Consider the following 19,962-nt stretch of genomic DNA (forward strand, 5'->3'; position numbering starts at 1 on the left):
CGGCGCCGGTCGTCCGCGGCTACCCTGGCGGAGCGTGAACCTCCTCCAGCGCGTGGCCCGGGTCGTCAACACCGTCGTCACGCCGCTCGCGCGCTCCGGCCGCCTCGGTGCGATGACGGAGATCAGCTACGCCGGCCGCCGCTCCGGCACCGAGTTCCGGCTCCCCGTGGCCTTCCGGCCCGAGGGCGACGGCGGCGTCATCCGCGTCGAGCTGCCGGACCGCAAGAACTGGTGGCGCAACTTCACCGGCGAGGGCGCGCCGCTGCGGGTCCGGGTCGACGGTGCGGAACGGCCGGGCCACGGTGTGGCGGTGCGGGACGGACGGCAGGTCCGGGTGGACGTCCGGTTCGACGGGACCCGCTGACGGTCTCTCGTCCGACAGGTTGTCTCATATGGCGACGCCGCAGTGTGTCCCACGCCACTACGGTCGGATCATCCGTGACGATCACCCGGGATCCGGGCTCGTGACGGTTCCGCGCCCGATCCGGTGACGCGGCCCGACCGACGCGGGGGAAGCCACATGGCCGAGCAGGTCCACCGGTTGATCTACCGCAGTCACAGCACCGTGCCGCGCGAGCGCCGCGACGAGGTCCTCGCCGAGATCTTCGACGTGGCCCGGTCGAAGAACAAGAAGGCCGGTGTCACCGGTGCGCTGCTGATCTCCGACGACTGGTTCGTCCAGACCCTGGAGGGCGACGAGACGGTCGTCACCGGGCTGTTCGAGAAGATCCGGGAGGACGACCGGCACACCGATGTGTCGGTCGTCGAGTCGACGACGGCCCAGGCCCGGGTGTTCTCGCGCTGGTCGATGGCCCGCATCTCGGTGCTCGGGCGCTCGGACATCCCGCTGCACGACGTCGACGGCCGCATCCGGCCCGCCGCACCGGACCAGCCCGGGCGTGAGCAGCAGGAGCTGCTCACGCGGATGCGGAACACCATCGGGGCGGACTCGGTCTGACCCGGCTCACCGCAGCGGGATGTCGACACCCCGCTCGGACTCGGGGCGCGGACCGTGGATCCGCCGCTCCGCCTCGGTGATCGGGACGTCGTTGATGCTGGCCTCGCGCCGCCGCATGAGTCCCTGCTCGTCGAACTCCCACAGCTCGTTGCCGTAGCTGCGCCACCATCGGCCGTCGGCGTCGCGGGACTCGTACTGGAATCGGACGGCGATGCGGTTGTCGTCGAACGCCCAGAGGCTCTTGCGCAGCGCGTAGTCCTGCTCGCGCTGCCACTTCGCCGTCAGCAGCTCGACGATCTCCTGCCGGCCGGTGGCGAAGGTGTCGCGGTTGCGCCACACCGAGTCCGGTGTGTACGCGCCCGCGACGCGCTCGGGGTCCCGGGTGTTCCAGGCGTCCTCGGCGGCCTGCACCTTCTGGCGTGCGGTCTCCGCGGTGAACGGCGGGTAGGGCGGACGGCCATCGGTCACGACTGTCTCCTCGGTCAGTCGAGAACGAGCGTTCTCGATCTGCTCCGGTAAGGTAGGGAACGATCGTTCTCGATGTCAAGGAGGTCATCGGTGCCCGCGGCCATCACCGAGGAGCAGGCCCGTCTCGACCGGGACGGCCTGCTGGACGCAGCGGAGCTGCTGTTCTACGAGCGCGGCATCCGAGCCGTCGGGATGGACCGGGTCAGGTCGGCGTCGGGGCTCCCGCTCACGCGGATCTACCGGGACTTCGCGACCAAGGAGGACCTCGTCGTCGCGGTGCTCCGTCGGCGCGACGAGCGCTGGCGGGGCGACCTGGCGGCGTACGTGACCCGGGTGGGGGACCCGCGGCGGCGGCTGCTCGCCGTCTTCGACTGGCTGGGGGAGTGGTTCGCCCGGCCCGGGTTCCGCGGCTGCGCGTGGATCAACGCCTACGGCGAGCTCGGCAGCACCTCGGAGCCGGTGCTGCGCGAGGTGCGCAGCCACAAGGAGCTGTTCCACCGGCAGCTCGGGGAGTGGGCGTCGGCGGCCGGGGTGGATCCCGTCGAGCCGGTCTGCCTGCTCGCGGAGGGGGCGATGGTGACCGCGGCGATCGGCGGGAGCCCGGAGCCGGCACGGCAGGCGCGGGCGGCGGTGGCGGCGCTGCTGCCCTGACCGGCGGTCACTGCGCCCAGGCCGCCGACATCACCGCGGACAGCGGCTCCAGCTCCGCGACCAGCTCGTCGAGCTCCGCGTCGGACAGGGACGCGTACGGCGGCGCGGCGAGCTCGTCGGTCAGCGCCTCCACGCGCGCCGTGACGTCCCGGCCCGCGTCGGTGAGCCGTCCCTCGTCGTCGACCAGGCCGCGTCGCCGCAGCCCGGACATGACATCGGCCAGCCGGGCCGCCGGCAGGTGGTGCACGCGCCCGAACGTCTCCGGCGGGTGGATGCCCATGTCCAGCGCGGACAGCAGGTGGGCCTCGGTACCGCCGACCCGCTCGGCGAGCAGGGCGGTGACGTGCCCGTCGCCGCGGTGCTCGCGCAGCGTCGTCGCGGACTGCCACAGCCGGGTCAGCGGGTCGCCGGGGACCTCCAGGGTGCGCATCCCCGCGTACATCACCCTGCCCTCGGTGGGGGCGCTCGTCGCGGCGGTGGTGAGCAGGTCGGCGGCCCGGGCCACGCCGGGCGACCCGGACAACTCGGCGCCGAGGATCCGGCGCAGTGCCGCGACGCTGCCCCGTCGCCACGCGGCGAAGGACTCCTCCGGCGGGACCGTCACCCAGGCGCTCGGGATGTGCCGGGCGGCCTCGCCGTCGGCGAAGCTGTAGAACGCCGCGTGCACGACCTCGGCCGGGACCCGGCCGAGCGGCGCGGCCCGGCTCGCGAAGTAGCCGTCCCAGTAGGTGCGGTGGCCGAGCGCGGCCAGCTCCTCGTTCGGCTCGTCGGCGAGGTAGGTGGCCAGGCAGATCGGCTCGGTCAGCCCGAACATGCGGCGTGCGGTGTGTGCGGAGGACATGACCGGTACGACCGGGCGGGCGTCCGGAACTGATCGGCCACCCGGGCCGGGCGGTGGACACCGGCCGGCCGGTCCCGGTGCACCCCGCGGCGGCGTCGCCGGTGGCGCGGGGCCCGGCGAGGCAGGCCTCGTGCACCGGTCCGTCGACGCGCGGCCCGTGCCCGGTCGGGTGGGCGCCCCGGGCGGCCGACGTCGCCGGGGACCCCCGGACGGCCCGGTCCGGCTCGCGTGCGGCCTCACCCGCCCCGACGGGACGATCGCGCACCCGAGGATCCGCCCGGCGCGGTGACGGCGAGGGTCCAGCCGTCGACGTCGCAGCGGCCGTCGGAGCCCTCGCCCGCGCGGCGACGACGGTCCCGTCGGCCCGCAGGCCGATCGTGTGCGCCGACCCGGCGGCGACCGCGACCACGTCCCGCCAGGTCCCGACGGCGCACTGTCCGAGGTCGTCGTCCCCGGCGGCGACGGCCGTCCCGTCCGCGCGCAGCCCCACCGTGTGTCCGCTGCCCGCGGACACGGCGATGACGTCGTGCCACCCCGCGACGTCGCCGCCACCCCGCCCGGTGGTCACGACCGTGCCGTCGGTCCGCAGCCCCACGGTGTGCAGGTACCCGGCCGACACCGCGACCAGGTCGTGCCATCCGCCGACCGCGCACTGGCCGTACCGGTCGTTGCCGGTGGCGACCGCGGTGCCGTCCTCACACAGCCCGACGGAGTGCCAGTCGCCGCAGCTCAGGCCCCGGACCCCGCGCCATCCGCCGACCGCGCACGCGCCCTCGGCGGCGCGGCCCGCGGCGAGCACGGTGCCGTCGGCGCGCAGCCCCAGCGTGCGGCGCCACCCCGCGGCGACCGCGACGACCCCGTGCCAGCCGGCGACGGCGCACTCGCCGTCGTCGTCGCGGCCGGTGGCCAGGACCGTGCCGTCGGCGCGCAGCCCGACGGTGTGCGTGCGGCCGGTGTTGCGGGCGGTGTGGACGTTCCCCACCGCGACGGCGACGACGCCGGTCCAGCCGTCGACGGCGCACTCCCCGGCGCGGCCGTCCCCGACCGCGACGACGGTCCCGTCCGCCCGCAGCCCGGCCGAGTGCCGCCGGCCCGCGGCGAGGACGCCCATGTCGCCAGGATGCACGGCCGGCTCAGCCCAGCCGGCCGTGCACGGCGTCGTCGTCGACGGTCACGTCCGCGCCCAGTCCGCGCAGCACCGCGACCGCCGCGGCGTTCGCCGGGGTCGTCTCCGCGACGACCGGGCCGTCGGCGCGTGCCACGAGCATCCGGAGCACCGCCCCGCCGACCCCGCGGCCCCGCCACGGCCGGGCCAGCCAGATCCCGGCCTCCTCGCCGCCCTCGACCGGTTCCAGCCGCGCCGCCCCGGCCACCTCCCCGTCGACGACGACGGCCCAGGTCCGCTCCACCGGCACCTGCGCCGCGACCGACCGCTCCCGGTGGAACGCGACGAACGCCGCGCGCCGCGGCGTGGTCCAGCCGGGTGGGCCGGGCACCGGGGGCATCACCTCGAGCGGGTCCGCCCCGGCCGCCGCCGTGTCGCACAACGCCGCCAGCAGGGACTCGTCGAGGCGCCTCAGTCCGATGTGCACCCGCCCAGGATCGCGGTCACCCGTCCGGTGCGTCACCGGGTTTCCGGCCGGCGGGCGCCGTCGCGGCCCGCACGGCGGCGGGATGACCCGGCGGAGGAGTGATCTGCACCGACAGCGTTACTCCGGACGGACCACGTCGTTGACCATCGTGAGGGACCGCGCCGACGTGCGACAGTCTGGTGCGAAAGGCTGTCCAGCCCCGTCCCGTGCCGCCGTTCGGCGATCGATACACACCCGACGGCCGCGCCCGGCGCGACGAACGGTCGAGTCCGGTCGCGCCGTACGGCCCATTCCCGCAGGTGGTCGCGGGTGTCGGAGGGCTACCGGGCGGGTCCGGCGGTGACTCCGGGAGCTAGAGACGCCCGTTCCGCCCCGTCGTTGCGCTGATGTGATACATCCCACTTCTCAATGCCTTTCTGTAACGATCGGCGAGCTGTCGATCTTCTACGGAGAGTAGCTAAACGACACCTGACGGATAGCACTGTGTGTAGTTGGTCAGCGGCGAAAGGTCGGTTCGGGCGAACGGAAACAGGCATAATGCCGCCCGAACGAGGGGGTGCTCTCGCTTCGGTGATCGGCGTCCGTACGTTCTGCGGCACCGGCCAGTGACGGAGTGTCAGTTCGACGGCCGGATCACATCGCCACAGAAGGAGTGCCATGAACGCCCCCGAGACGACCCCCGCCCGTCGTAACGCCCGGCGGATCGCCACCGCCGGCGTCCTGTCCGTCCCGCTGGTCCTGGGCTCGGCCGGAATGGCCTTCGCCGGTGACTACGGCGACGGCGGCAAGCACCACGACAAGGGCCGCGACTGCGCACCGTCGTCCGCCTCGCAGAAGGGTGGCCTGCTCGGCCTCGACGCGGCCGTCGACCCGCAGCTGAACGTCGGCGGCATCCTGAACCAGGGTGCGGTCTCCCAGCACACCACGAAGCTCGACCGGTCCAACTCCGGCATCGTGCAGAGCGGCTGCGGCGCGGGCGACGCCGTGCAGGTCGACGACCTGGTCGGGCTGGGCCTGGACGTCAGCCCGTCGGCCAACATCGGCGGCATCCTGAACTCCGGCCCGGTGCAGCAGTCGACCACCACCGTCGACGACTCCAACAGCGGGATCCTGCAGTCCGGCGGCACGCACGGCGGTGGCGGGCACGCCTCGCAGCGCGGCGGCCTGATCGACGTCGCGGCCACCGTCAACCCGTCGATCAACATCGGCGGCCTGCTGTCCAGCGGCCCGGTGTCGCAGTCCACCACCACGGTCGACCAGGGCAACTCCGGCATCGTCCAGGGCTGAGCTCCGCGGGACACCCGCGAGGCGCGTACCGCCCGGGCCGCTTGACTCGGCCCGGGCGGTACGGCCGACCGGTCCCTCCGAGCGGAGCTCAGAAGTCCCGGCGGACCAGCATCCGCCACGCCCACCCGGCCGCGACGTCGGGTGGGGGCAGCGGGTCGCGTTCCAGCCAGCTGGCCGCGACCCCGAGCAGTGTCCAGGTCAGGCCGGCGGCGAACACGTCCAGCGGCATGCCGAACGCGTCCTCGGAGACACCCAGCCGCACCGTCGTGTCGGCGACGACCGACTGCATCCGCCGGCGCATCCCGGCCGCGGCGTCCGGCGCCGCGGCACCGCCGAGCGCCTGCCGGTACAGCGGGGCGTGCTCGGCCAGATGGATGAACCAGCGCAGCAGCGCCGCGGGCGGCTCGGGCCCGATGTCGTCCATCGACAGATCCGACAGGTCCGCCCCGGCGTCCGCCGCCCGGTTGGCGAGCGCGTCGGCCAGCAGCATCTCCTTGTCGGTGTAGTGCTGGTAGAAGCTGCTGCGGTTCACCGACGCGTGCTCCGCGACGTCGGCGATCGTGATCGACTCGAGGGTGCGCTCCCTGGCCAGCGCGAGCAGCGCGTCCTGGAGACGTCGTCGCGTGCGCACCGCCCGGGGATCCACGCTCACCATTCTGCCGAACGGGTGACGCCCGGGTGCGGCGGCCCACCGCGTCGCCGCCCGGTCAGGACGTCCGGTTGCACGGCGGCCCCCACATGCCGGCCCGCCGGTCCTGCGCGATGCGCTGCCCGGCCTCGAAGCCCGGCCGGTAGCGGCCCTGCCCCGGGCCCACCCAGCCCGCGACGAGCGCCGCGTCGGTGTAGGACTGCTGCGTCCCGACCACGACGTACGCGGGCCAGGTCGGGGCGTCCGCCGCCGGGGCGGGCAGCGTCGGGTCCGGTACCAGCGTGACCTCCTGACCGTCGAGGAAGCCCTGGGCGAACCGCTGCGCGTCGGCCCGCGCGCACGGCGGCGTCGAGGCGGTGTCCACGCCGATCACCGACACCGTCACCGGACGGCCCCCGACGTCCACCACGACCGTCGCCGGGTCCACGACGCGCTGCACCCGCCCGTACAACGTCGGCGGGCCGGTGAGCGGGCCGAGCGCGGCCGTCCCCGGTTCGCCGGCCAGGGCCGGGCCGTCGGACATCCGGCCGATCGTGAGCCCCCCGACGATTCCGAGGGCGACCAGCGCCAGCACGGTCAGCATCGTGATCATGCGGCGTGGGCCGGTGGACCAGGCGGACTGGAGTGTCCGGGCGCGGTGGCGCGGTTCGGGCAGCATGACTGGAGTTCGTACCGAATCGGGCGTCCGGTTGCCTGTCGGGCGGGATCAGGGACATCCGGCCGCGGTCCAGGCCGCGGAACAGCCGGTGCCCGCGGAGGCGGGCCCGGCGACCCCGGTCCCGAACAGGGCGAGCGCGAGGACGGCGCCGGCCAGCAGCAGGCGGGGTCCGGTGGGACGGGTGCGGCGGCGCGGCGCGGTCATGCCGGTCCTCTCGCCGGACAGCGGGCCGATGTTGCGCCGTCCGGACCAACCTCATCAGGATTGTCGATCGCCGGACACGCGGCGGGACCGCTCCGGGGCGCTGCTAGGTTCGGCGCCTCCGTCCGTCCGGGAGGCCATGCGTGATCACCGTCCGGGAGCTGGGACCCGACGACTGGGAGACCTGGCGCGACCTGCGCCTCGCCGCCCTGGCCGAGGCCCCCGACGCGTTCCACAGCCGGCTCACCGACTGGCTCGGCGCGGGGGAGCGGGAGTGGCGCGACCGGCTGGCCGCGCCCGGCCGGTACCTGGTGGTCGAGGTCGGCGGCCGCCCCGCCGGGCAGGTCGTGGCCGTCCCGCCGGACGGCGACGGCGTCGCCGACCTCATCGCCCTGTGGGTCGCCCCGCACGCGCGCGGGGGCGACGCCGCGACCGCGCTCGTCGACGCCGTCCTCGACCGCGCCGCCGGATGGGGCGCCCGGACGCTGGCACTGCACGTGGTGATCGGCAACGACCGCGCCGCGGCGTTCTACCGGCGGCTCGGGTTCGTCGACCGGGGTGTCGTCGAGCGGCCCGACGGCATCAGCGAGACCCGGATGGACCGGCCCGTCGGCCGTCCGGCCCCGCGGTGCTGACCGTCCGGCCCGCGGTGCCCTCCGACGACCCCGGGCTGACCCGGATCGACGCCCTGACCTGGACCGCGGAGGTCAGCCCGGCCCCGCCGCGGCCCGAGCCGTTCCTCGACCGGACCCCGGTCGGGGACGTGCTCGTCGCCGCCGACCACGGCGCCGTGGCCGGCTACGTGATCGTCGGGGCCGCTCCGCCCGCGGTCCCGGCGCACGACCACGTCCGCGGCATCGGCGGGCTGGCGGTACACCCCAGGAACACCGGCCGCGCGCTGGTCGACGCCGCGGTGGCCCGCGCCCGCGACAGCGGCGGCCGCAAGGTCACGCTGCGCGTCCTCGGCCCGAACACCCGGGCCCGCGGGCTGTACCGCCGCTGCGGGTTCGTCGAGGAGGGCGTGCTGCGCGCCGAGTTCGTGATCGACGGGGTCGCCGTCGACGACGTCCTGATGGCCAGGCACCTCGCTCCGCCGGTCGGCTGACCTGCGGCGACGCGGAACTGTCGGGGGTCGGTCGTAGCGTCGAAGCCATGACCAGCGCCCTGCCGTCGCCCCCGGCCTCGCCACCCGTCCCGGCCCGGGTGGCCGCCGCGCTGCGCGCCTCCTGGGGCCGCGACACCTGCGATGTCGCGGACGTCACCGGCTGGACCCCGGACCGTCCGTCGCGGGGCCAGTGCGGGGCGACGGCGCTGGTCCTGCACGACCTGTTCGGCGGTGACCTGCTGCTGGCCGAGGTGTGGCAGGCCGACGGCCGGCTGCAGGGCTACCACTGGTGGAACCGGCTGCCCGGCGGCGCCGAGGTGGACCTCACCCGGGACCAGTTCGGCCCGGGGGAGACGGTCCACCCGCCCCGGGTGGTCGTGCGCCCGGAGGGCCCGCCGCGGCGCTGCCGCGCGCAGTACGAGCTGCTGCGCCGGCGGGTCCTCGACCGGCTGGACGGCCCGGGGTGAGCGGCCGGGGCTCAGCGGCGGCCGCGGCGCACGGCGTCGGCGAGCGTGCCCAGCAGCTCGTCGGTGGTGCCCCAGGACATGCAGGCGTCGGTCACCGAGCGGCCGCGGACCATGTCCGGGCCCAGCTCCTGGCGTCCCGCCTCCAGGAAGCTCTCCATCATCAGCCCGGTGACGGCCCGCTCGCCGGTCGCGATCCGCTCGGCCAGCTCCGCGACGACGCCGGCCTGCCGCACGTGGTCCTTGCCGCTGTTGCCGTGGCTGGCGTCGACGACGACACGCTCCGGCAGGCCCGCCGCACGCAGCCCGTCGGCGGTCGCGGCGACGTCGGCGGCCGAGTAGTTGGGGGTGGCCCCGCCGCGCAGGATGACGTGGGTGTCCGGGTTGCCGGTGGTGGTGACCAGGCCGGCGAGCCCGTCGGCGTTCACCCCCATGAACACGTGCGACGCCGCGGCCGCGCGCATCCCGTCGATCGCGGCGCGGATGTCGCCGTCGGTGGCGTTCTTGATCCCGACCGGCATCGACAGGCCGCTGACCAGCTGGCGGTGCACCTGGCTCTCCGCGGTGCGGGCGCCGATCGAGCCCCAGGTGACCACGTCGGCGATGTACTGCGGGGTGATCGGGTCGAGGAACTCGCAGCCGACCGGCAGCCCGAGCGCGGAGATGTCGAGCAGCAGCGTGCGCGCGGTGCGCAGTCCGCGATTCACGTCGAAGGTGCCGTCCAGGCCCGGGTCGTTGATCAGGCCCTTCCAGCCGACGGTCGTGCGCGGCTTCTCGAAGTAGGTACGCATGACCACGCACAGCTCACCGGACAGCTCCTCGGCCCGGGCGGCGAGGCGGTGGGCGTAGTCCAGGGCGGCGTCCGGGTCGTGCACCGAGCACGGCCCGACGACGACGAGCAGGCGGTCGTCGTCGCCGTCGAGGATGTCGGTGACCGCGGCGCGGCCGCGGGTGACGGTCTCGGCGACCCGGGGGTCGCAGGGCAGGTCGTGCCGCAGCAGTGCGGGCGAGATCAGCGGGCTGATCCGCTCGATGCGGCGGTCGTCGGTCGGGGCGACCTGCAGGGGGGTGGTGCTCGCACTCATCGGAGTCGGTGGTCCTTACCCGGCGGACCGCCCCGGATCACCTCGACCGAGCCGGTCTGGAATGCCGGCTCGAGGGGATGGAGGTCAGCGCGCTACGGCACCTGCCAGCCCATCCCGGGCCGGCCGGCGAAACCAGTAGTACGCGTTCAGCACGTGGCGACCGTACCCCACGCCGACGGCAGGCGTGGTACCACCGGCACATGCGGATCGCCCTCGCCCAGATCGTGTCCACCCCGGATCCCGAGGAGAACCTCGCCGAGGTGGAGCGCCGCACCCGCGCGGCCGCCGACGCCGGCGCGCAGCTCGTGCTGTTCCCCGAGGCCACCATGTGCTGCTTCGGGGTCGCGCTCGGCCCGGTCGCGCAGCCGCTGGACGGACCGTGGGCGACGCGGGTCCGCGAGGTCGCCGCGGCGGCCGGGACCACCGTCGTCGCGGGGATGTTCACCCCGTCCGGGGACGGCCGGGTCCGCAACACGCTGCTCGCCACCGGCGGCGGCGTCGACACCCACTACGACAAGATCCACATGTTCGACGCGTTCGGCTTCGCCGAGTCCGACACCGTCGAGCCCGGCACCGAGCCGGTCGTGGTCGGGGTGGGCGGTGACGAGCCGGTCACGGTCGGCCTGTCCACCTGCTACGACGTGCGCTTCCCCGGCCTGTACCAGCGCCTCGCCGACGACGGCGCCACCGTGCTGCTGGTCCCCGCGTCCTGGGGCACGGGACCGGGCAAGCGCGAGCAGTGGGAGCTGCTGGTGCGGGCCCGTGCGCTGGACACCGGTTCGTTCGTCGTCGCGTGCGACCAGGCCGACCCGACGACGGTCGGCCGCGAGCACGGCAAGGCGCCGACCGGGATCGGGTACAGCCTGGTCGCCGGCCCGCGCGGCGAGGTCGTCGACGCACTCGGCGCCGAGCCCGGGCTGCTCGTGGTCGACGTGGACCCGGCGGCGGCCACGGCCGTGCGCGAGCAGATCCCGGTGCTGGCCAACCGGCGGTTCTGAGCCGCGTCCGGCCGTTCGGCGGTGCGGCGGCCGCCCGGGGCGGCTCAGCCGCCCGCGGTGCTGAGGCGGTCGGAGATCTGCGCGGCGAGGTCGACGTCCTTCGCGGTCAGCCCGCCCTCGGAGTGCGTGGACAGCCGGAACGTCAGCGTGGCGTAGCGGATGTCGATGTCCGGGTGGTGGTCGGCGGCCTCGGCGTCCTCGGCGACCCGGTCCACCACCGCGATCGCGGCCTCGAAGTCGGGCAGGGTGGCGGTGCGGACGATGGAGTCGCCGTCGCGGTCCCAACCGGGCAGCTTCTGCAGGGCGTCGGCGATCTCGGCGTCGGTCAGCGTCGGGGTGGGCATCGCCCCATCGTGGCGCAGACGGCGCACCCCGTCGCGGTGGAGGGTGTCCGAATCCTCCCGGTGGAGCAGCCCGCTCCCGGTGGAGCGGCGGCCGGCCGGGAGCGTTCAGCCGTCGCGGCGGGTCAGGGCGAAGACCACGGCACCCGCCCCGGCGACGGCGAAGCCGGCCGCCCGCGCCGTGGTCGCCCACAGGGCCGACGGGTCGGCGGGCACCGCGAGGATCCCGGCCAGGACCTCGTGCCAGTGCCCGGACGGCAGGACCGGCGCGATCGGCTCCCACAGCACGGTCGCCAGGGGCGCGACGGTCAGCGCGGCCAGACCGGTCGCGACCACCCCGGCGGGGCGCCGGACCAGCGCCGACATCGCCAGCAGCAGCATCCCCAGCCCGCACAGCTGCACCGCGGCCCAGCCGGTGAGCACCAGGGCCCGGGCCACGGTGGCGCCCGCCCCGAACGGGCCGGAACCCAGGGCGAGGCCGCCGCAGACCAGGGCGGAGACGACCGTCGTCGCCGCGGCGAGCAGCGAGGTCACCGCGACCGCGGCGGCCTTGAGCCCGAGCAGCCGTCCCGGGCCGACGGGGGACAGCCGCAACGCGTCGAGGGTCCCGCGGGCCCGCTCCGCGGCGAACGCGTCGGCCGCCACGAGCACGACGGGCATCCCGAGCGCGAACGCCGCGGGTTCGGACAGGGCGACCGTCAGGGTCCCGAGTGCGAAGGACAGGCGGCCGGCGTCGGTGGCGAGCGCGATCGTCGCCAGCAGCGGCACCAGCGCGGCCGCCGCGAGGACGACCGCGGTGCGCGGACGCAGCAGGGCCAGCTCCAGCTCCGAGCGGAGCAGCCGGCCGAAGGGCGCCGAGGTGGGGCGGCGTGCCGCCCGGCCGGCCGTGGGGCCGGAGCGCGAGCCCGCGGACCGCACCCGTGCCGGTGCCGGTGCCTCCGAGGGGGACGGTCCGGTCCGGGGGAGGGGGGCGGCGGCCCAGTCGTCGTCGGGCCGGGGAGCCGCGGTGCCCCGGGTGTGCTCGGGACGCACGCCCGCGCTCACCGTCCCGCTCCGTACCCGGCACCCGCCGGGGACGGCTCCTCGGTGAGCCGGGCGAAGAACTCCTCCAGCCGGGCGGCGGGCCGGGTCACCCCGTGCACGGCGACACCCGCGTGCACCAGCGTCGCGACGACGTCCGGCGCGGCGGGCCCGGCCGGCACGAACACCCGGTCCCGGGCTCCCGGCTCGGCGTCGATGCCCCGGGCCAGCAGGGCCGCGACGGCGCGCTCGCCGTCCGGCGTCGTCACCACCAGCGCCGACGGGCCGGAGTCGACGAGCTCGTCGAGCGGGCCGGCGCACAGCAGGCGCCCGGCCCGGAGCACCGCGACGTGGCTGCAGGTCGCCTCGATCTCCCCGAGCAGGTGCGAGCTGACGATCACCGTCGCGCCCGCGGCGTTCATCTCCGCGATCAGCCGGCGCACCTCGCGGGTCCCCGCCGGGTCCAGCCCGTCGGTCGGCTCGTCGAGCACGACCAGACGTCGCCGGGTCAGCAGCGGCACAGCCAGACCGAGGCGCCGCCGCATCCCCGAGGAGTACTCACCGGCGCGGCGGTCGGCCGCCTCGGCGAGCCCGACCCGGCGCAGCACGGCGTCGACGGCGGCCGGGATCCGTGCCGAGTCCAGCAGCGGTTCGGCGGCCGCGGCCCGCAGGAGGTTCTGCCGGCCGGTGCGGTGCGGGTGCAGCGCGGGCGCGTCGACCAGGGCTCCGACGTGCGGCAGCACCTCCGACGCGCGGTACGGCAGCCGCCGTCCGAGCAGCTCGACCTCGCCGTCGGTGGGGGCGAGCAGCCCGAGCAGCATCCGCATGAGCGTCGTCTTGCCCGCGCCGTTGGGGCCGAGCAGCCCGAGGACCGCGCCCATCGGCACGTCGAGGTCCACCCCGTCGACCGCGCGCACCGCGCCGAAACCGCGGGACAGGCCGATCGCGCGCACGGCCGGTGGGCGGGGTGCGGCGGTCGGCTCGGGGGAGTCGGCGGGGGCGGACGTCCGGTACACGGGACCCAGCGTGACCGTGCGGCGCCGCGAGCGGGCCGTTTCGGCGAGATCGGTCGGCCCGGCCGGGTGCGGGTCCGGCTGCGAGGATCAGCGGTGTGCCGGTGCTGAGCCTGGACCATCATGTGGACGGACCGCCCCGACTCGTCGCGGGGGTGCTGCGTGAGTCCGCCCCCTCGGCCCGCGCGGTCGCGCGGGTGGGAGCCCGGTTCACCGCGCCGTCGGCGCTGCTCGTGGCCGGGGACGAGATCCGGGTCGCGCTGCCCGGCGGGTTCCCCGCCTGCCGGACCCGGATCACCCGCGCCGGGGCCGACGGGTTGTGGTCGGAGCTGGCGGCGGGGCCCGCGGCGGTGCTGCGGCACTCGACCCGGGTCACGCCCGCGGACGGCGGCGGCAGCCACGTCCACGACGAGCTCACCTGGGAGCCGCCCCTCGGTGTGCTCGGCCGCCTCTCCGACCCGGTGCTGCGCCACTACGGGGCGCGGCTGCTCCGGGCCCGCCGTGACGTGCTCGCCGAGCGGGTCGCGGAGCTGGGCCGGGCCGGGGTGGTCGTGGGAGCGGCGATCGTCCGCGACGGCAGGCTGCTCGTCGCCCAGCGCTCCTACCCGGCCGAGCTGGCCGGACGCTGGGAGCTGCCCGGCGGTGGCGTCGAGGACGGCGAGAGCGAGCAGCAGGCGCTGGTCCGGGAGTGCGCCGAGGAGCTGGGCGCCCGGGTGGTGGTCGGGGAGCGGCTGGGCACCGACCTGCCGATCGGGCGACGCGTGCTGCGGATCCACACCGCCCGGGCGGCGGCCGGTTCCCCGGAGCCGGAGGCCCGCGAGCACCGGGCGCTGCGCTGGGTGGGGCCGCACGAGGTGGCGGCGCTGGGCTGGCTCGACGCCGACCGGGCCGTCGTCGCCGAGCTGGTGGACCTGCTGCGGACCTGACGCGCGGTCCCCGGTGCCGGAACGACGATCACCGCCGGATCGGTGGAACCGATCCGGGCCGGGCGTCGTCCAAGCCGCATGAACCGGAACACCACCGCCCCCGTCCCGTCCGTCCTCCCGACCGCCACGCACGGGGCGGCCCGCCGCCGCACGTCGCGCGGCACCGACCCGCTCGCCCGGCTCGTCGCCGCGCAGGACGGCCTGGTCACCCGGGCGCAGGCGCTGGCCCACGGCCTGTCGACCGACCAGGTCGACCGCAGGCTCGCCGCCCGGCGCTGGATCCCCGTGCACCCCCGCGTGTACCGGCACACCGCCCACCCGCCGAGCGAACGGTGCCGGGTCCGCGCCGCCGCACTCTGGGCGGGGGAGGACGCCGTGCTGACCGGGGCCGCCGCGGCCTGGTGGTGGGGGCTGATCCCGTCGGCACCCGCGGTCGTCACGGTCACCGTGCCGCGCCGGCGGGCTCCGCGGTCGCGGGCGGGGGTCCTCGTCCGACGCCGGGACCTGGACCCGCGCGACGTCGTCACCCACGACGGGGCGGTCGTCGCCCGTCCCGCGGCCGCGGTGCTGGAGGCCGCGGCCGATCCGTCGGTCCCCGGGGACGCGCTGCTCGACCACGTGCTCACCACGGGCTCCGTCGGTGCGGCCGAGCTGGTCGAGGCGCACGCCCGCAACCTCGGTGCGCACGGGTCGGGTCCGGTCGGCCGGATGCTGGCGGAGGCGTCGCGCCGGGGCGCCGTCCGGGCCCGGCACGGGCTGCGGGCGCTGCTCGCCCGGAGGGGGGTGCGGGCCTGGCGCACCGACGTCACCGTGGCCGGGGTGCTGCTCGACCTCGCGTTCCCCGCGGCCCGGCTGGCGGTCGAGGTACACGACCCGGTCGACCCCGGGACCGGCGCCGACGGCTGCGGCCCCGCGTGGCGGCGGGCGGTGCTGCGCCGGCACGGGTGGCGGACGCTCGTCGTCGAACCGGCGGAGCTCCGGTGCCCCGACGAGCTCCTGGACCGCCTCCGCGAGGCGGTCACCGGGCACCCGGCGGGGCCCGGCGGTACCGCGGGGCGGGCCGCGGGGTGAACGACCGGCGAACGCCACCACACACGGTGTCACCGGACCACTCGGACGACTGTGATTCCGGCCATGCCGGCACCGCGCAGCGGACGCGTCGTCGCAGCGTACGGGGTGATCATGAAGGCCGGTCCGGGGTCCGGGCGCACGACGACCCGGACCTGCCGGACGACGTCGACCGGCCTGCCGCCCTCCTGCCGGACAGGCGGTGCGCACGCACCCCGCAGTGCGACGTCGTCGCAGGTCAGCGGGTCATACGTCCGTTCAGTAGATGCGCGCGATCTTGATCGCGCGGGTGAGTGCCTTGCCGCTCAGATCGTCCGCACCCGCCTTGCGCAGCCGCAGTGCGACGACCGGACAGCTCTTGCACCGCTTCGGCTTGGACCGGCAGCACTTCTTCTTGACCTTGCTCATGATGAGGTCAGGCTAACCTGCGCCCGGGGCGGGGTGAAGGACTTGCAGCGGATACCGTTGAGGTGTGACCATCCCTCGTTCCGCCTCGGCCCTCGACGCTCGTTCCTCGCTCGAGAGCGACGCCGTGCCCGATCGGGCCGGTCGACCCGAGCTGCGCAACGTCGCGATCGTCGCGCACGTCGACCACGGCAAGACCACGCTCGTCGACGCGATGCTCCGCCAGTCCGGTGCCTTCGCCGAGCGCGCCGAGCTCGTCGACCGGGTCATGGACTCCAACGACCTGGAGCGCGAGAAGGGCATCACGATCCTCGCCAAGCACACGGCGGTGAACTGGCACGGCACGACGATCAACGTCGTCGACACCCCCGGCCACGCCGACTTCGGCGGCGAGGTCGAGCGCGGCCTGTCCATGGTCGACGGCGTGGTGCTGCTGGTCGACGCCTCCGAGGGCCCGCTGCCGCAGACCCGCTTCGTGCTCCGCAAGACCCTGACCGCCGGTCTGCCCGTCATGCTCGTGGTCAACAAGACCGACCGCGGCGACGCCCGGATCGCCGAGGTCGTCGACGAGTCCCTCGAGCTGCTGCTGGAGCTGGCCGACGAGCTGGAGCTCGACGAGTCGGTCACCGCCCACCTGCTCGACCTCCCGGTCGTCTACGCGTCCGGCCGCGCCGGCAAGGCCTCGCGGATCCGTCCGGCCGACGGCGAGCTCCCGGACTCCGACAACCTCGAGCCGCTCATCGAGACCCTGCTCGACGTCGTCCCGCCGCCCGCCGACGACGTCGACGCCCCGCTGCAGGCGCACGTCACGAACCTCGACGCGTCCAGCTTCCTGGGCCGCATCGCGCTGTGTCGCGTCCGCGCCGGCGTGCTGCGCCGCGGCCAGCAGGTCGCCTGGTGCCGCGAGGACGGGACCACGCCCCGGGTGAAGATCACCGAGCTGCTGCGCACCGAGGCGCTGACCCGCGTCCCCGCCGACGAGGCGCGCGCCGGTGACCTGGTCGCCGTCGCGGGCATCGCCGAGGTCACCATCGGCGACACCCTCGCCGACCCGGAGTCCCCGGTCGCGCTGCCGCGCATCCACGTCGACGAGCCCGCCATCTCGATGACGATCGGCACCAACACCTCGCCGCTGGCCGGCCGCGACCCGCACCCGGGCAAGAAGCTGACCGCCCGCCTGGTGAAGGGCCGGCTCGACGCCGAGCTGGTCGGCAACGTGTCCATCCGCGTGCTGCCGACCGAGCGCCCCGACGCCTGGGAGGTCCAGGGCCGCGGCGAGCTCGCGCTGGCGATCCTGGTCGAGACCATGCGCCGCGAGGGCTTCGAGCTGACCGTCGGCCGGCCGCAGGTGGTCACCAAGACCGTCGACGGCACGCTGCACGAGCCGTTCGAGCAGCTGTCGGTGGACGTGCCCGAGGACAGCCTCGGCGCCGTCACCCAGCTGCTCGCCGCCCGCAAGGGCGAGATGGGCGACATGGTGCACGGCGACGGCCGGGTCCGGATGGAGTTCCGCGTCCCGTCCCGCGGCCTGATCGGCTTCCGCACCGAGTTCCTGACGATCACCCGCGGCGCGGGCATCGCCAGCCACGTCTTCGACGGCTACGGCCCCTGGGTCGGCGAGATCCGCACCCGGAACAAGGGCTCGCTGATCTCGGACCGTTCCGGGCCGGTCACCCCGTACGCGATCGACCAGCTCGCCGACCGCGGCACGCTGTTCGTCGGGCCGACCACGCTGGTCTACGGCGGGATGGTCGTCGGGGAGTACACCCGCAACGAGGATCTCGAGGTCAACATCACCCGCGAGAAGAAGCTGACCAACATCCGCTCGTCGACCTCCGACGTGCTGGTCAAGCTGATCCCGCCGACGATCCTGAGCCTCGAGCAGTCGCTGGAGTTCTGTGCGACCGACGAGTGCGTCGAGATCACCCCGGAGAACGTCCGGATCCGCAAGATCGAGCTGGACCCGAACCTGCGGGCCCGTGCCCGGTCCCGCGCGAAGGCCGCGGCCAACGCCACGAAGTGACCCGTACGGCCCGTTCGCTGCAGTGCCGCGTATCGGTGAGCAGAGCAGAGCCTCACCGACACCCGGCCCCGCTGCGTATCGGTGAGCAGGGCAAAGCCTCACCGACACCCGGCCCTGCTGCGTATCGGTGAGCAGAGCGGTGGCGCCCGCCGGACCCCGTCCGGCGGGCGTGCCCGCCCCGGTGGGGATACTGCGGACGTGAGAGCACGTCGACGCTTCCGGGCACTCCCGGCGCTCCTGCTGGTCGCCCTGCTGGCGCTGACGGGCTGCGCGGCGGACCCGCAGCCGGCACCCCCGCCGGAGACGAACCGCCCGACCGAGCCGGTCACCGCCCCCACCCGGGTGGTGGTCGGCGTCGACGACCTCGGGCCCGGGTTCAACCCGCACCTGCGGTCGGACCAGTCGGCGGTCACCACGGCGATCGCGTCGATGACGCTGCCGTCGGTGTTCCGGCCCGACGACCGCGGCGTGCCGCAGCTCGACACGACCGTCGCCACGTCCGCGACGGTCACCTCGCAGAGCCCGTTCACCGTCAGCTACGAGCTCAACCGCGACGCCGGGTGGTCCACCGGCGCCCCGATCGCCGCCGAGGACTTCGTCTACCTCTGGCAGCAGATGCGCAGCCGGCCCAACACGATCGGCGCCGCGGGCTACCGCGAGATCACCGACGTGCGCTCGCGTGCCGCGGGCAAGGCCGTCGACGTCGTGTTCCGCGAGCCCTACCCGCACTGGCGGGAGCTGTTCGGCAACCTGCTGCCCGCGCACCTGCTCAAGGACGCGCCGGGCGGCTGGACCGCCCCGTTCGCGGGCGGGGTGCCGGCCTCGGGCGGCCCGTTCCGGCTGATGCAGGTCGACCGCCTCCGCGGCGAGGTCCTGCTCGCCCGCAACGACCCGTACTGGGCGACCGCCGCGGTCGTCGACGAGATCATCCTGCGCCGCATCCCGGCGAACACCCTGCCGACGGCGCTGGAGAGCCAGGGAGTCGACCTCGCCCTGCCCGACGCCCGGCCGGAGATCACCCAGGCCCTCGACGTCCTGGCCCGGGGCCCCAAGCCGCCGACGGTGCAGCGCGGGCCGCGCCCGGCCGTCGAACAGCTGGAGTTCCGCACCACCGACGGCCCGCTGGCCGACCCCCGGGTCCGCGAGGGCATCGCGGCGCTGCTGGACCGCGACGCGATCCGCAAGCGCGTCAACCCCGACGCCGTGGCCGTGAACGCCTTCGGCGCCGCCCCGTCGGACCCCGGCTACGCGCCGACCGCTCCCGCCGGCGCCCCCGGCCGACCCGATGCGGCGGCGGCCGCGGCCGCGTTCACCGAGGCGGGCTACGTCCGTGGTCAGGACGGCCGGTGGACCCTCGGCGGGCGCCCGCTCGGCGTGGTCATCGGCGCCGGGGCCGAGCGGACCGAGGACGTGAACGTCGCCCGCGTCGTGGCCGAGCAGCTCAAGGCCGGCGGCATCGGCGCCACGATCGTCGCCCCGTCGGCACCGGACCTGCTGACCGACCCGAGCGTCGCCCCGACGACGCCGACCCCGACCACCACCCCCGCCCCGGGTGCGGGCCCGGTCCCCGGCGGCAGCGCCGCACCGGTCACCACGCCCCCGGCGGCCCCGACCACGACGACCGCCGCCCCGACGACGTCCGGCTCCCCCGACTCCGGGACCCCGGTCGCCGTCGACGTGCTCGTCGCACCCCGTGCCGCCTACGGTGCGATCGGGCCGCGACTGGACTCCGACTACGGCTGCCCCGCGGACGCGGTGCCCGGCGAGCTGCCGGGCGTGGCCTGCTTCCCCGCCCTGCAGCCGCTGCTCGACGAGCTGCTGGTCGCCGAGAGCCCGGACCCGGCCGTCGTCGCCGAGGCCGAGCGGGTGCTGTGGCGCCAGCTGCCCGCGCTGCCGCTGTACCAGGCGCAGGGTCTGGTCGTCAGCAACCCGCAGACCGACGCGGCCACCCGGGTCACGCCCGGCCCGATCGCGACCGGCCCGATGTCGGGCGCCCGGACCTGGGCCGAGCCGGAGGGCTCGGGCGAGCGCCCGACCGGCGACGACGACCCGAACTGACACCGTCGGACGCGTCCGTTCGGACGCACTCCGCTGCTGCACGGTGACGGCGAGTGGTACGTAAGTACCAACTGTGTTTCGGCATGCATCGAGGGCTGTGCGACGCAACGGTCCCGTTGTTACTGTCCGGTTCGGCTGCGAGCCCGTTACG

General features: G+C 75.5%; 22 protein-coding genes and 2 pseudogenes. 12 read left to right on the forward strand and 12 right to left on the reverse strand.

Translation table 11 applies throughout. From position 1 onward, the window contains the following. The first annotated feature begins 34 nt into the window (after nt 1–34). On the forward strand, nt 35–364 hold the full coding sequence (locus MTO91_RS04650) for a hypothetical protein (protein WP_476653889.1): 330 nt from the start codon (nt 35–37) through the stop codon (nt 362–364). A gap of 156 nt (nt 365–520) precedes the next feature. Continuing rightward, nucleotides 521–958, forward strand: a complete 438-nt coding sequence (locus MTO91_RS04655) for a BLUF domain-containing protein (protein WP_476653890.1) — start codon at nt 521–523, stop codon at nt 956–958. Between the two features lie 6 nt (nt 959–964). On the opposite strand, the gene MTO91_RS04660 is transcribed toward MTO91_RS04655, so the two are convergent. Next, nucleotides 965–1,426: a nuclear transport factor 2 family protein gene (locus MTO91_RS04660; protein ID WP_476653891.1), complete on the reverse strand. Its 462-nt coding sequence runs from the start codon at nt 1,424–1,426 to the stop codon at nt 965–967. Nucleotides 1,427–1,516: 90 nt separating this feature from the next. Here MTO91_RS04660 and MTO91_RS04665 point away from each other — a divergent pair, with 90 nt between their 5' ends. Beyond that, nucleotides 1,517–2,077 (forward strand): TetR/AcrR family transcriptional regulator, encoded by a 561-nt coding sequence (locus tag MTO91_RS04665; protein WP_062400408.1) that lies wholly within the window; start codon nt 1,517–1,519, stop codon nt 2,075–2,077. A gap of 7 nt (nt 2,078–2,084) precedes the next feature. Here the strand turns inward: MTO91_RS04665 and MTO91_RS04670 are convergent, their stop codons facing one another. The 3 genes and pseudogenes from MTO91_RS04670 to MTO91_RS04680 all read right to left on the reverse strand — a co-directional run bounded on the left by MTO91_RS04670 (nt 2,085) and on the right by MTO91_RS04680 (nt 4,510). Beyond that, nucleotides 2,085–2,918 (reverse strand): SCO6745 family protein, encoded by an 834-nt coding sequence (locus tag MTO91_RS04670; RefSeq protein WP_476653892.1) that lies wholly within the window; start codon nt 2,916–2,918, stop codon nt 2,085–2,087. A gap of 475 nt (nt 2,919–3,393) precedes the next feature. Then, nucleotides 3,394–4,029, reverse strand: a pseudogene (locus tag MTO91_RS04675) (RCC1 domain-containing protein); the annotation flags it as partial. Nucleotides 4,030–4,051: 22 nt separating this feature from the next. After that, nucleotides 4,052–4,510 (reverse strand): GNAT family N-acetyltransferase, encoded by a 459-nt coding sequence (locus MTO91_RS04680; RefSeq protein ID WP_405419200.1) that lies wholly within the window; start codon nt 4,508–4,510, stop codon nt 4,052–4,054. A 657-nt stretch (nt 4,511–5,167) separates the two neighbouring features. Between MTO91_RS04680 and MTO91_RS04685 the strand changes: the two genes are divergently transcribed. Beyond that, nucleotides 5,168–5,797: a hypothetical protein gene (locus MTO91_RS04685; protein ID WP_062400412.1), complete on the forward strand. Its 630-nt coding sequence runs from the start codon at nt 5,168–5,170 to the stop codon at nt 5,795–5,797. Between the two features lie 88 nt (nt 5,798–5,885). Here the strand turns inward: MTO91_RS04685 and MTO91_RS04690 are convergent, their stop codons facing one another. The 3 genes from MTO91_RS04690 to MTO91_RS04700 all read right to left on the reverse strand — a co-directional run bounded on the left by MTO91_RS04690 (nt 5,886) and on the right by MTO91_RS04700 (nt 7,308). Further along, nucleotides 5,886–6,443, reverse strand: coding sequence for a TetR/AcrR family transcriptional regulator (locus tag MTO91_RS04690; protein ID WP_208819352.1), 558 nt, complete (start codon nt 6,441–6,443; stop codon nt 5,886–5,888). Between the two features lie 61 nt (nt 6,444–6,504). Next, nucleotides 6,505–7,104 carry a thermonuclease family protein gene (locus MTO91_RS04695; protein WP_476653893.1) on the reverse strand — a complete coding sequence of 200 codons (600 nt, stop codon included), beginning with the start codon at nt 7,102–7,104 and terminating at the stop codon, nt 6,505–6,507. 48 nt (nt 7,105–7,152) lie between these two features. Further along, the gene (locus tag MTO91_RS04700; protein WP_168172178.1) at nt 7,153–7,308 is read right to left on the reverse strand and encodes a hypothetical protein; all 156 of its coding nucleotides are present in this window, start codon (nt 7,306–7,308) and stop codon (nt 7,153–7,155) included. A gap of 140 nt (nt 7,309–7,448) precedes the next feature. Here MTO91_RS04700 and MTO91_RS04705 point away from each other — a divergent pair, with 140 nt between their 5' ends. Genes MTO91_RS04705 through MTO91_RS04715 form a run of 3 tightly spaced genes read left to right on the forward strand, consistent with a single transcriptional unit; the run spans nt 7,449 to nt 8,877 of the window. Further along, nucleotides 7,449–7,940: a GNAT family N-acetyltransferase gene (locus tag MTO91_RS04705; RefSeq protein ID WP_346108103.1), complete on the forward strand. Its 492-nt coding sequence runs from the start codon at nt 7,449–7,451 to the stop codon at nt 7,938–7,940. A 14-nt stretch (nt 7,941–7,954) separates the two neighbouring features. Further along, nucleotides 7,955–8,410 (forward strand): N-acetyltransferase family protein, encoded by a 456-nt coding sequence (locus tag MTO91_RS04710; protein WP_476653894.1) that lies wholly within the window; start codon nt 7,955–7,957, stop codon nt 8,408–8,410. 47 nt (nt 8,411–8,457) lie between these two features. Then, complete coding sequence (locus tag MTO91_RS04715) at nt 8,458–8,877, forward strand: YunG family protein (RefSeq protein WP_083474545.1); 420 nt, start codon at nt 8,458–8,460, stop codon at nt 8,875–8,877. Nucleotides 8,878–8,888: 11 nt separating this feature from the next. Here MTO91_RS04715 and MTO91_RS04720 read toward each other — a convergent pair whose 3' ends face one another. Further along, a complete protein-coding gene (locus MTO91_RS04720) occupies nt 8,889–9,959 on the reverse strand; it encodes a 3-deoxy-7-phosphoheptulonate synthase (RefSeq protein ID WP_100879679.1) in 1,071 nt (356 codons plus the stop codon). Nucleotides 9,960–10,159: 200 nt separating this feature from the next. On the opposite strand from MTO91_RS04720, the gene MTO91_RS04725 reads away from it, so the two are divergent. Further along, nucleotides 10,160–10,957 (forward strand): carbon-nitrogen hydrolase family protein, encoded by a 798-nt coding sequence (locus tag MTO91_RS04725; RefSeq protein ID WP_251785737.1) that lies wholly within the window; start codon nt 10,160–10,162, stop codon nt 10,955–10,957. A 44-nt stretch (nt 10,958–11,001) separates the two neighbouring features. Here MTO91_RS04725 and MTO91_RS04730 read toward each other — a convergent pair whose 3' ends face one another. The 3 genes and pseudogenes from MTO91_RS04730 to MTO91_RS04740 form a co-directional block, all read right to left on the reverse strand. Beyond that, on the reverse strand, nt 11,002–11,301 hold the full coding sequence (locus tag MTO91_RS04730; RefSeq protein ID WP_062400425.1) for a 4a-hydroxytetrahydrobiopterin dehydratase: 300 nt from the start codon (nt 11,299–11,301) through the stop codon (nt 11,002–11,004). Between the two features lie 429 nt (nt 11,302–11,730). Continuing rightward, a pseudogene (locus MTO91_RS04735) lies at nt 11,731–12,342 on the reverse strand (ABC transporter permease); the annotation flags it as partial. Then, nucleotides 12,339–13,334, reverse strand: coding sequence for an ABC transporter ATP-binding protein (locus MTO91_RS04740; protein ID WP_405419186.1), 996 nt, complete (start codon nt 13,332–13,334; stop codon nt 12,339–12,341). The gene MTO91_RS04740 and the pseudogene MTO91_RS04735, both read right to left, overlap by 4 nt. A 95-nt stretch (nt 13,335–13,429) precedes the next feature. Here MTO91_RS04740 and MTO91_RS04745 point away from each other — a divergent pair, with 95 nt between their 5' ends. Then, the gene (locus MTO91_RS04745) at nt 13,430–14,257 is read left to right on the forward strand and encodes an NUDIX domain-containing protein (protein WP_307799088.1); all 828 of its coding nucleotides are present in this window, start codon (nt 13,430–13,432) and stop codon (nt 14,255–14,257) included. Nucleotides 14,258–14,335: 78 nt separating this feature from the next. Further along, nucleotides 14,336–15,328, forward strand: coding sequence for a hypothetical protein (locus MTO91_RS04750; RefSeq protein WP_476653895.1), 993 nt, complete (start codon nt 14,336–14,338; stop codon nt 15,326–15,328). A gap of 255 nt (nt 15,329–15,583) precedes the next feature. Here MTO91_RS04750 and MTO91_RS04755 read toward each other — a convergent pair whose 3' ends face one another. Beyond that, entirely contained in the window at nt 15,584–15,733 is a 150-nt protein-coding gene (locus tag MTO91_RS04755) for a hypothetical protein (RefSeq protein ID WP_208819333.1), read from the reverse strand. A 124-nt stretch (nt 15,734–15,857) separates the two neighbouring features. Here MTO91_RS04755 and typA point away from each other — a divergent pair, with 124 nt between their 5' ends. Both typA and MTO91_RS04765 read left to right on the forward strand, forming a co-directional pair. Then, nucleotides 15,858–17,753 (forward strand): translational GTPase TypA, encoded by a 1,896-nt coding sequence (gene typA / locus MTO91_RS04760; protein WP_208819368.1) that lies wholly within the window; start codon nt 15,858–15,860, stop codon nt 17,751–17,753. 198 nt (nt 17,754–17,951) lie between these two features. Then, nucleotides 17,952–19,811, forward strand: a complete 1,860-nt coding sequence (locus tag MTO91_RS04765) for an ABC transporter family substrate-binding protein (RefSeq protein ID WP_476653896.1) — start codon at nt 17,952–17,954, stop codon at nt 19,809–19,811. Nucleotides 19,812–19,962 lie beyond the last annotated feature (151 nt).

The sequence above is a fragment of the Pseudonocardia sp. 2-7 genome, assembly GCF_056341085.1.

Excerpts from the sequence above, each read along its gene's own strand:
- MTO91_RS04655 (WP_476653890.1), top strand. The coding sequence starts at position 521 with ATGGCCGAGCAGGTCCACCGGTTGATCTACCGCAGTCACAGCACCGTG.
- MTO91_RS04670 (WP_476653892.1), bottom strand. The coding sequence starts at position 2,918 with ATGTCCTCCGCACACACCGCACGCCGCATGTTCGGGCTGACCGAGCCG.
- MTO91_RS04685 (WP_062400412.1), top strand. The coding sequence starts at position 5,168 with ATGAACGCCCCCGAGACGACCCCCGCCCGTCGTAACGCCCGGCGGATC.
- MTO91_RS04695 (WP_476653893.1), bottom strand. The coding sequence starts at position 7,104 with ATGCTGCCCGAACCGCGCCACCGCGCCCGGACACTCCAGTCCGCCTGG.
- MTO91_RS04700 (WP_168172178.1), bottom strand. The coding sequence starts at position 7,308 with ATGACCGCGCCGCGCCGCCGCACCCGTCCCACCGGACCCCGCCTGCTG.
- MTO91_RS04715 (WP_083474545.1), top strand. The coding sequence starts at position 8,458 with ATGACCAGCGCCCTGCCGTCGCCCCCGGCCTCGCCACCCGTCCCGGCC.
- MTO91_RS04720 (WP_100879679.1), bottom strand. The coding sequence starts at position 9,959 with ATGAGTGCGAGCACCACCCCCCTGCAGGTCGCCCCGACCGACGACCGC.
- MTO91_RS04725 (WP_251785737.1), top strand. The coding sequence starts at position 10,160 with ATGCGGATCGCCCTCGCCCAGATCGTGTCCACCCCGGATCCCGAGGAG.
- MTO91_RS04730 (WP_062400425.1), bottom strand. The coding sequence starts at position 11,301 with ATGCCCACCCCGACGCTGACCGACGCCGAGATCGCCGACGCCCTGCAG.
- MTO91_RS04750 (WP_476653895.1), top strand. The coding sequence starts at position 14,336 with ATGAACCGGAACACCACCGCCCCCGTCCCGTCCGTCCTCCCGACCGCC.
- MTO91_RS04755 (WP_208819333.1), bottom strand. The coding sequence starts at position 15,733 with ATGAGCAAGGTCAAGAAGAAGTGCTGCCGGTCCAAGCCGAAGCGGTGC.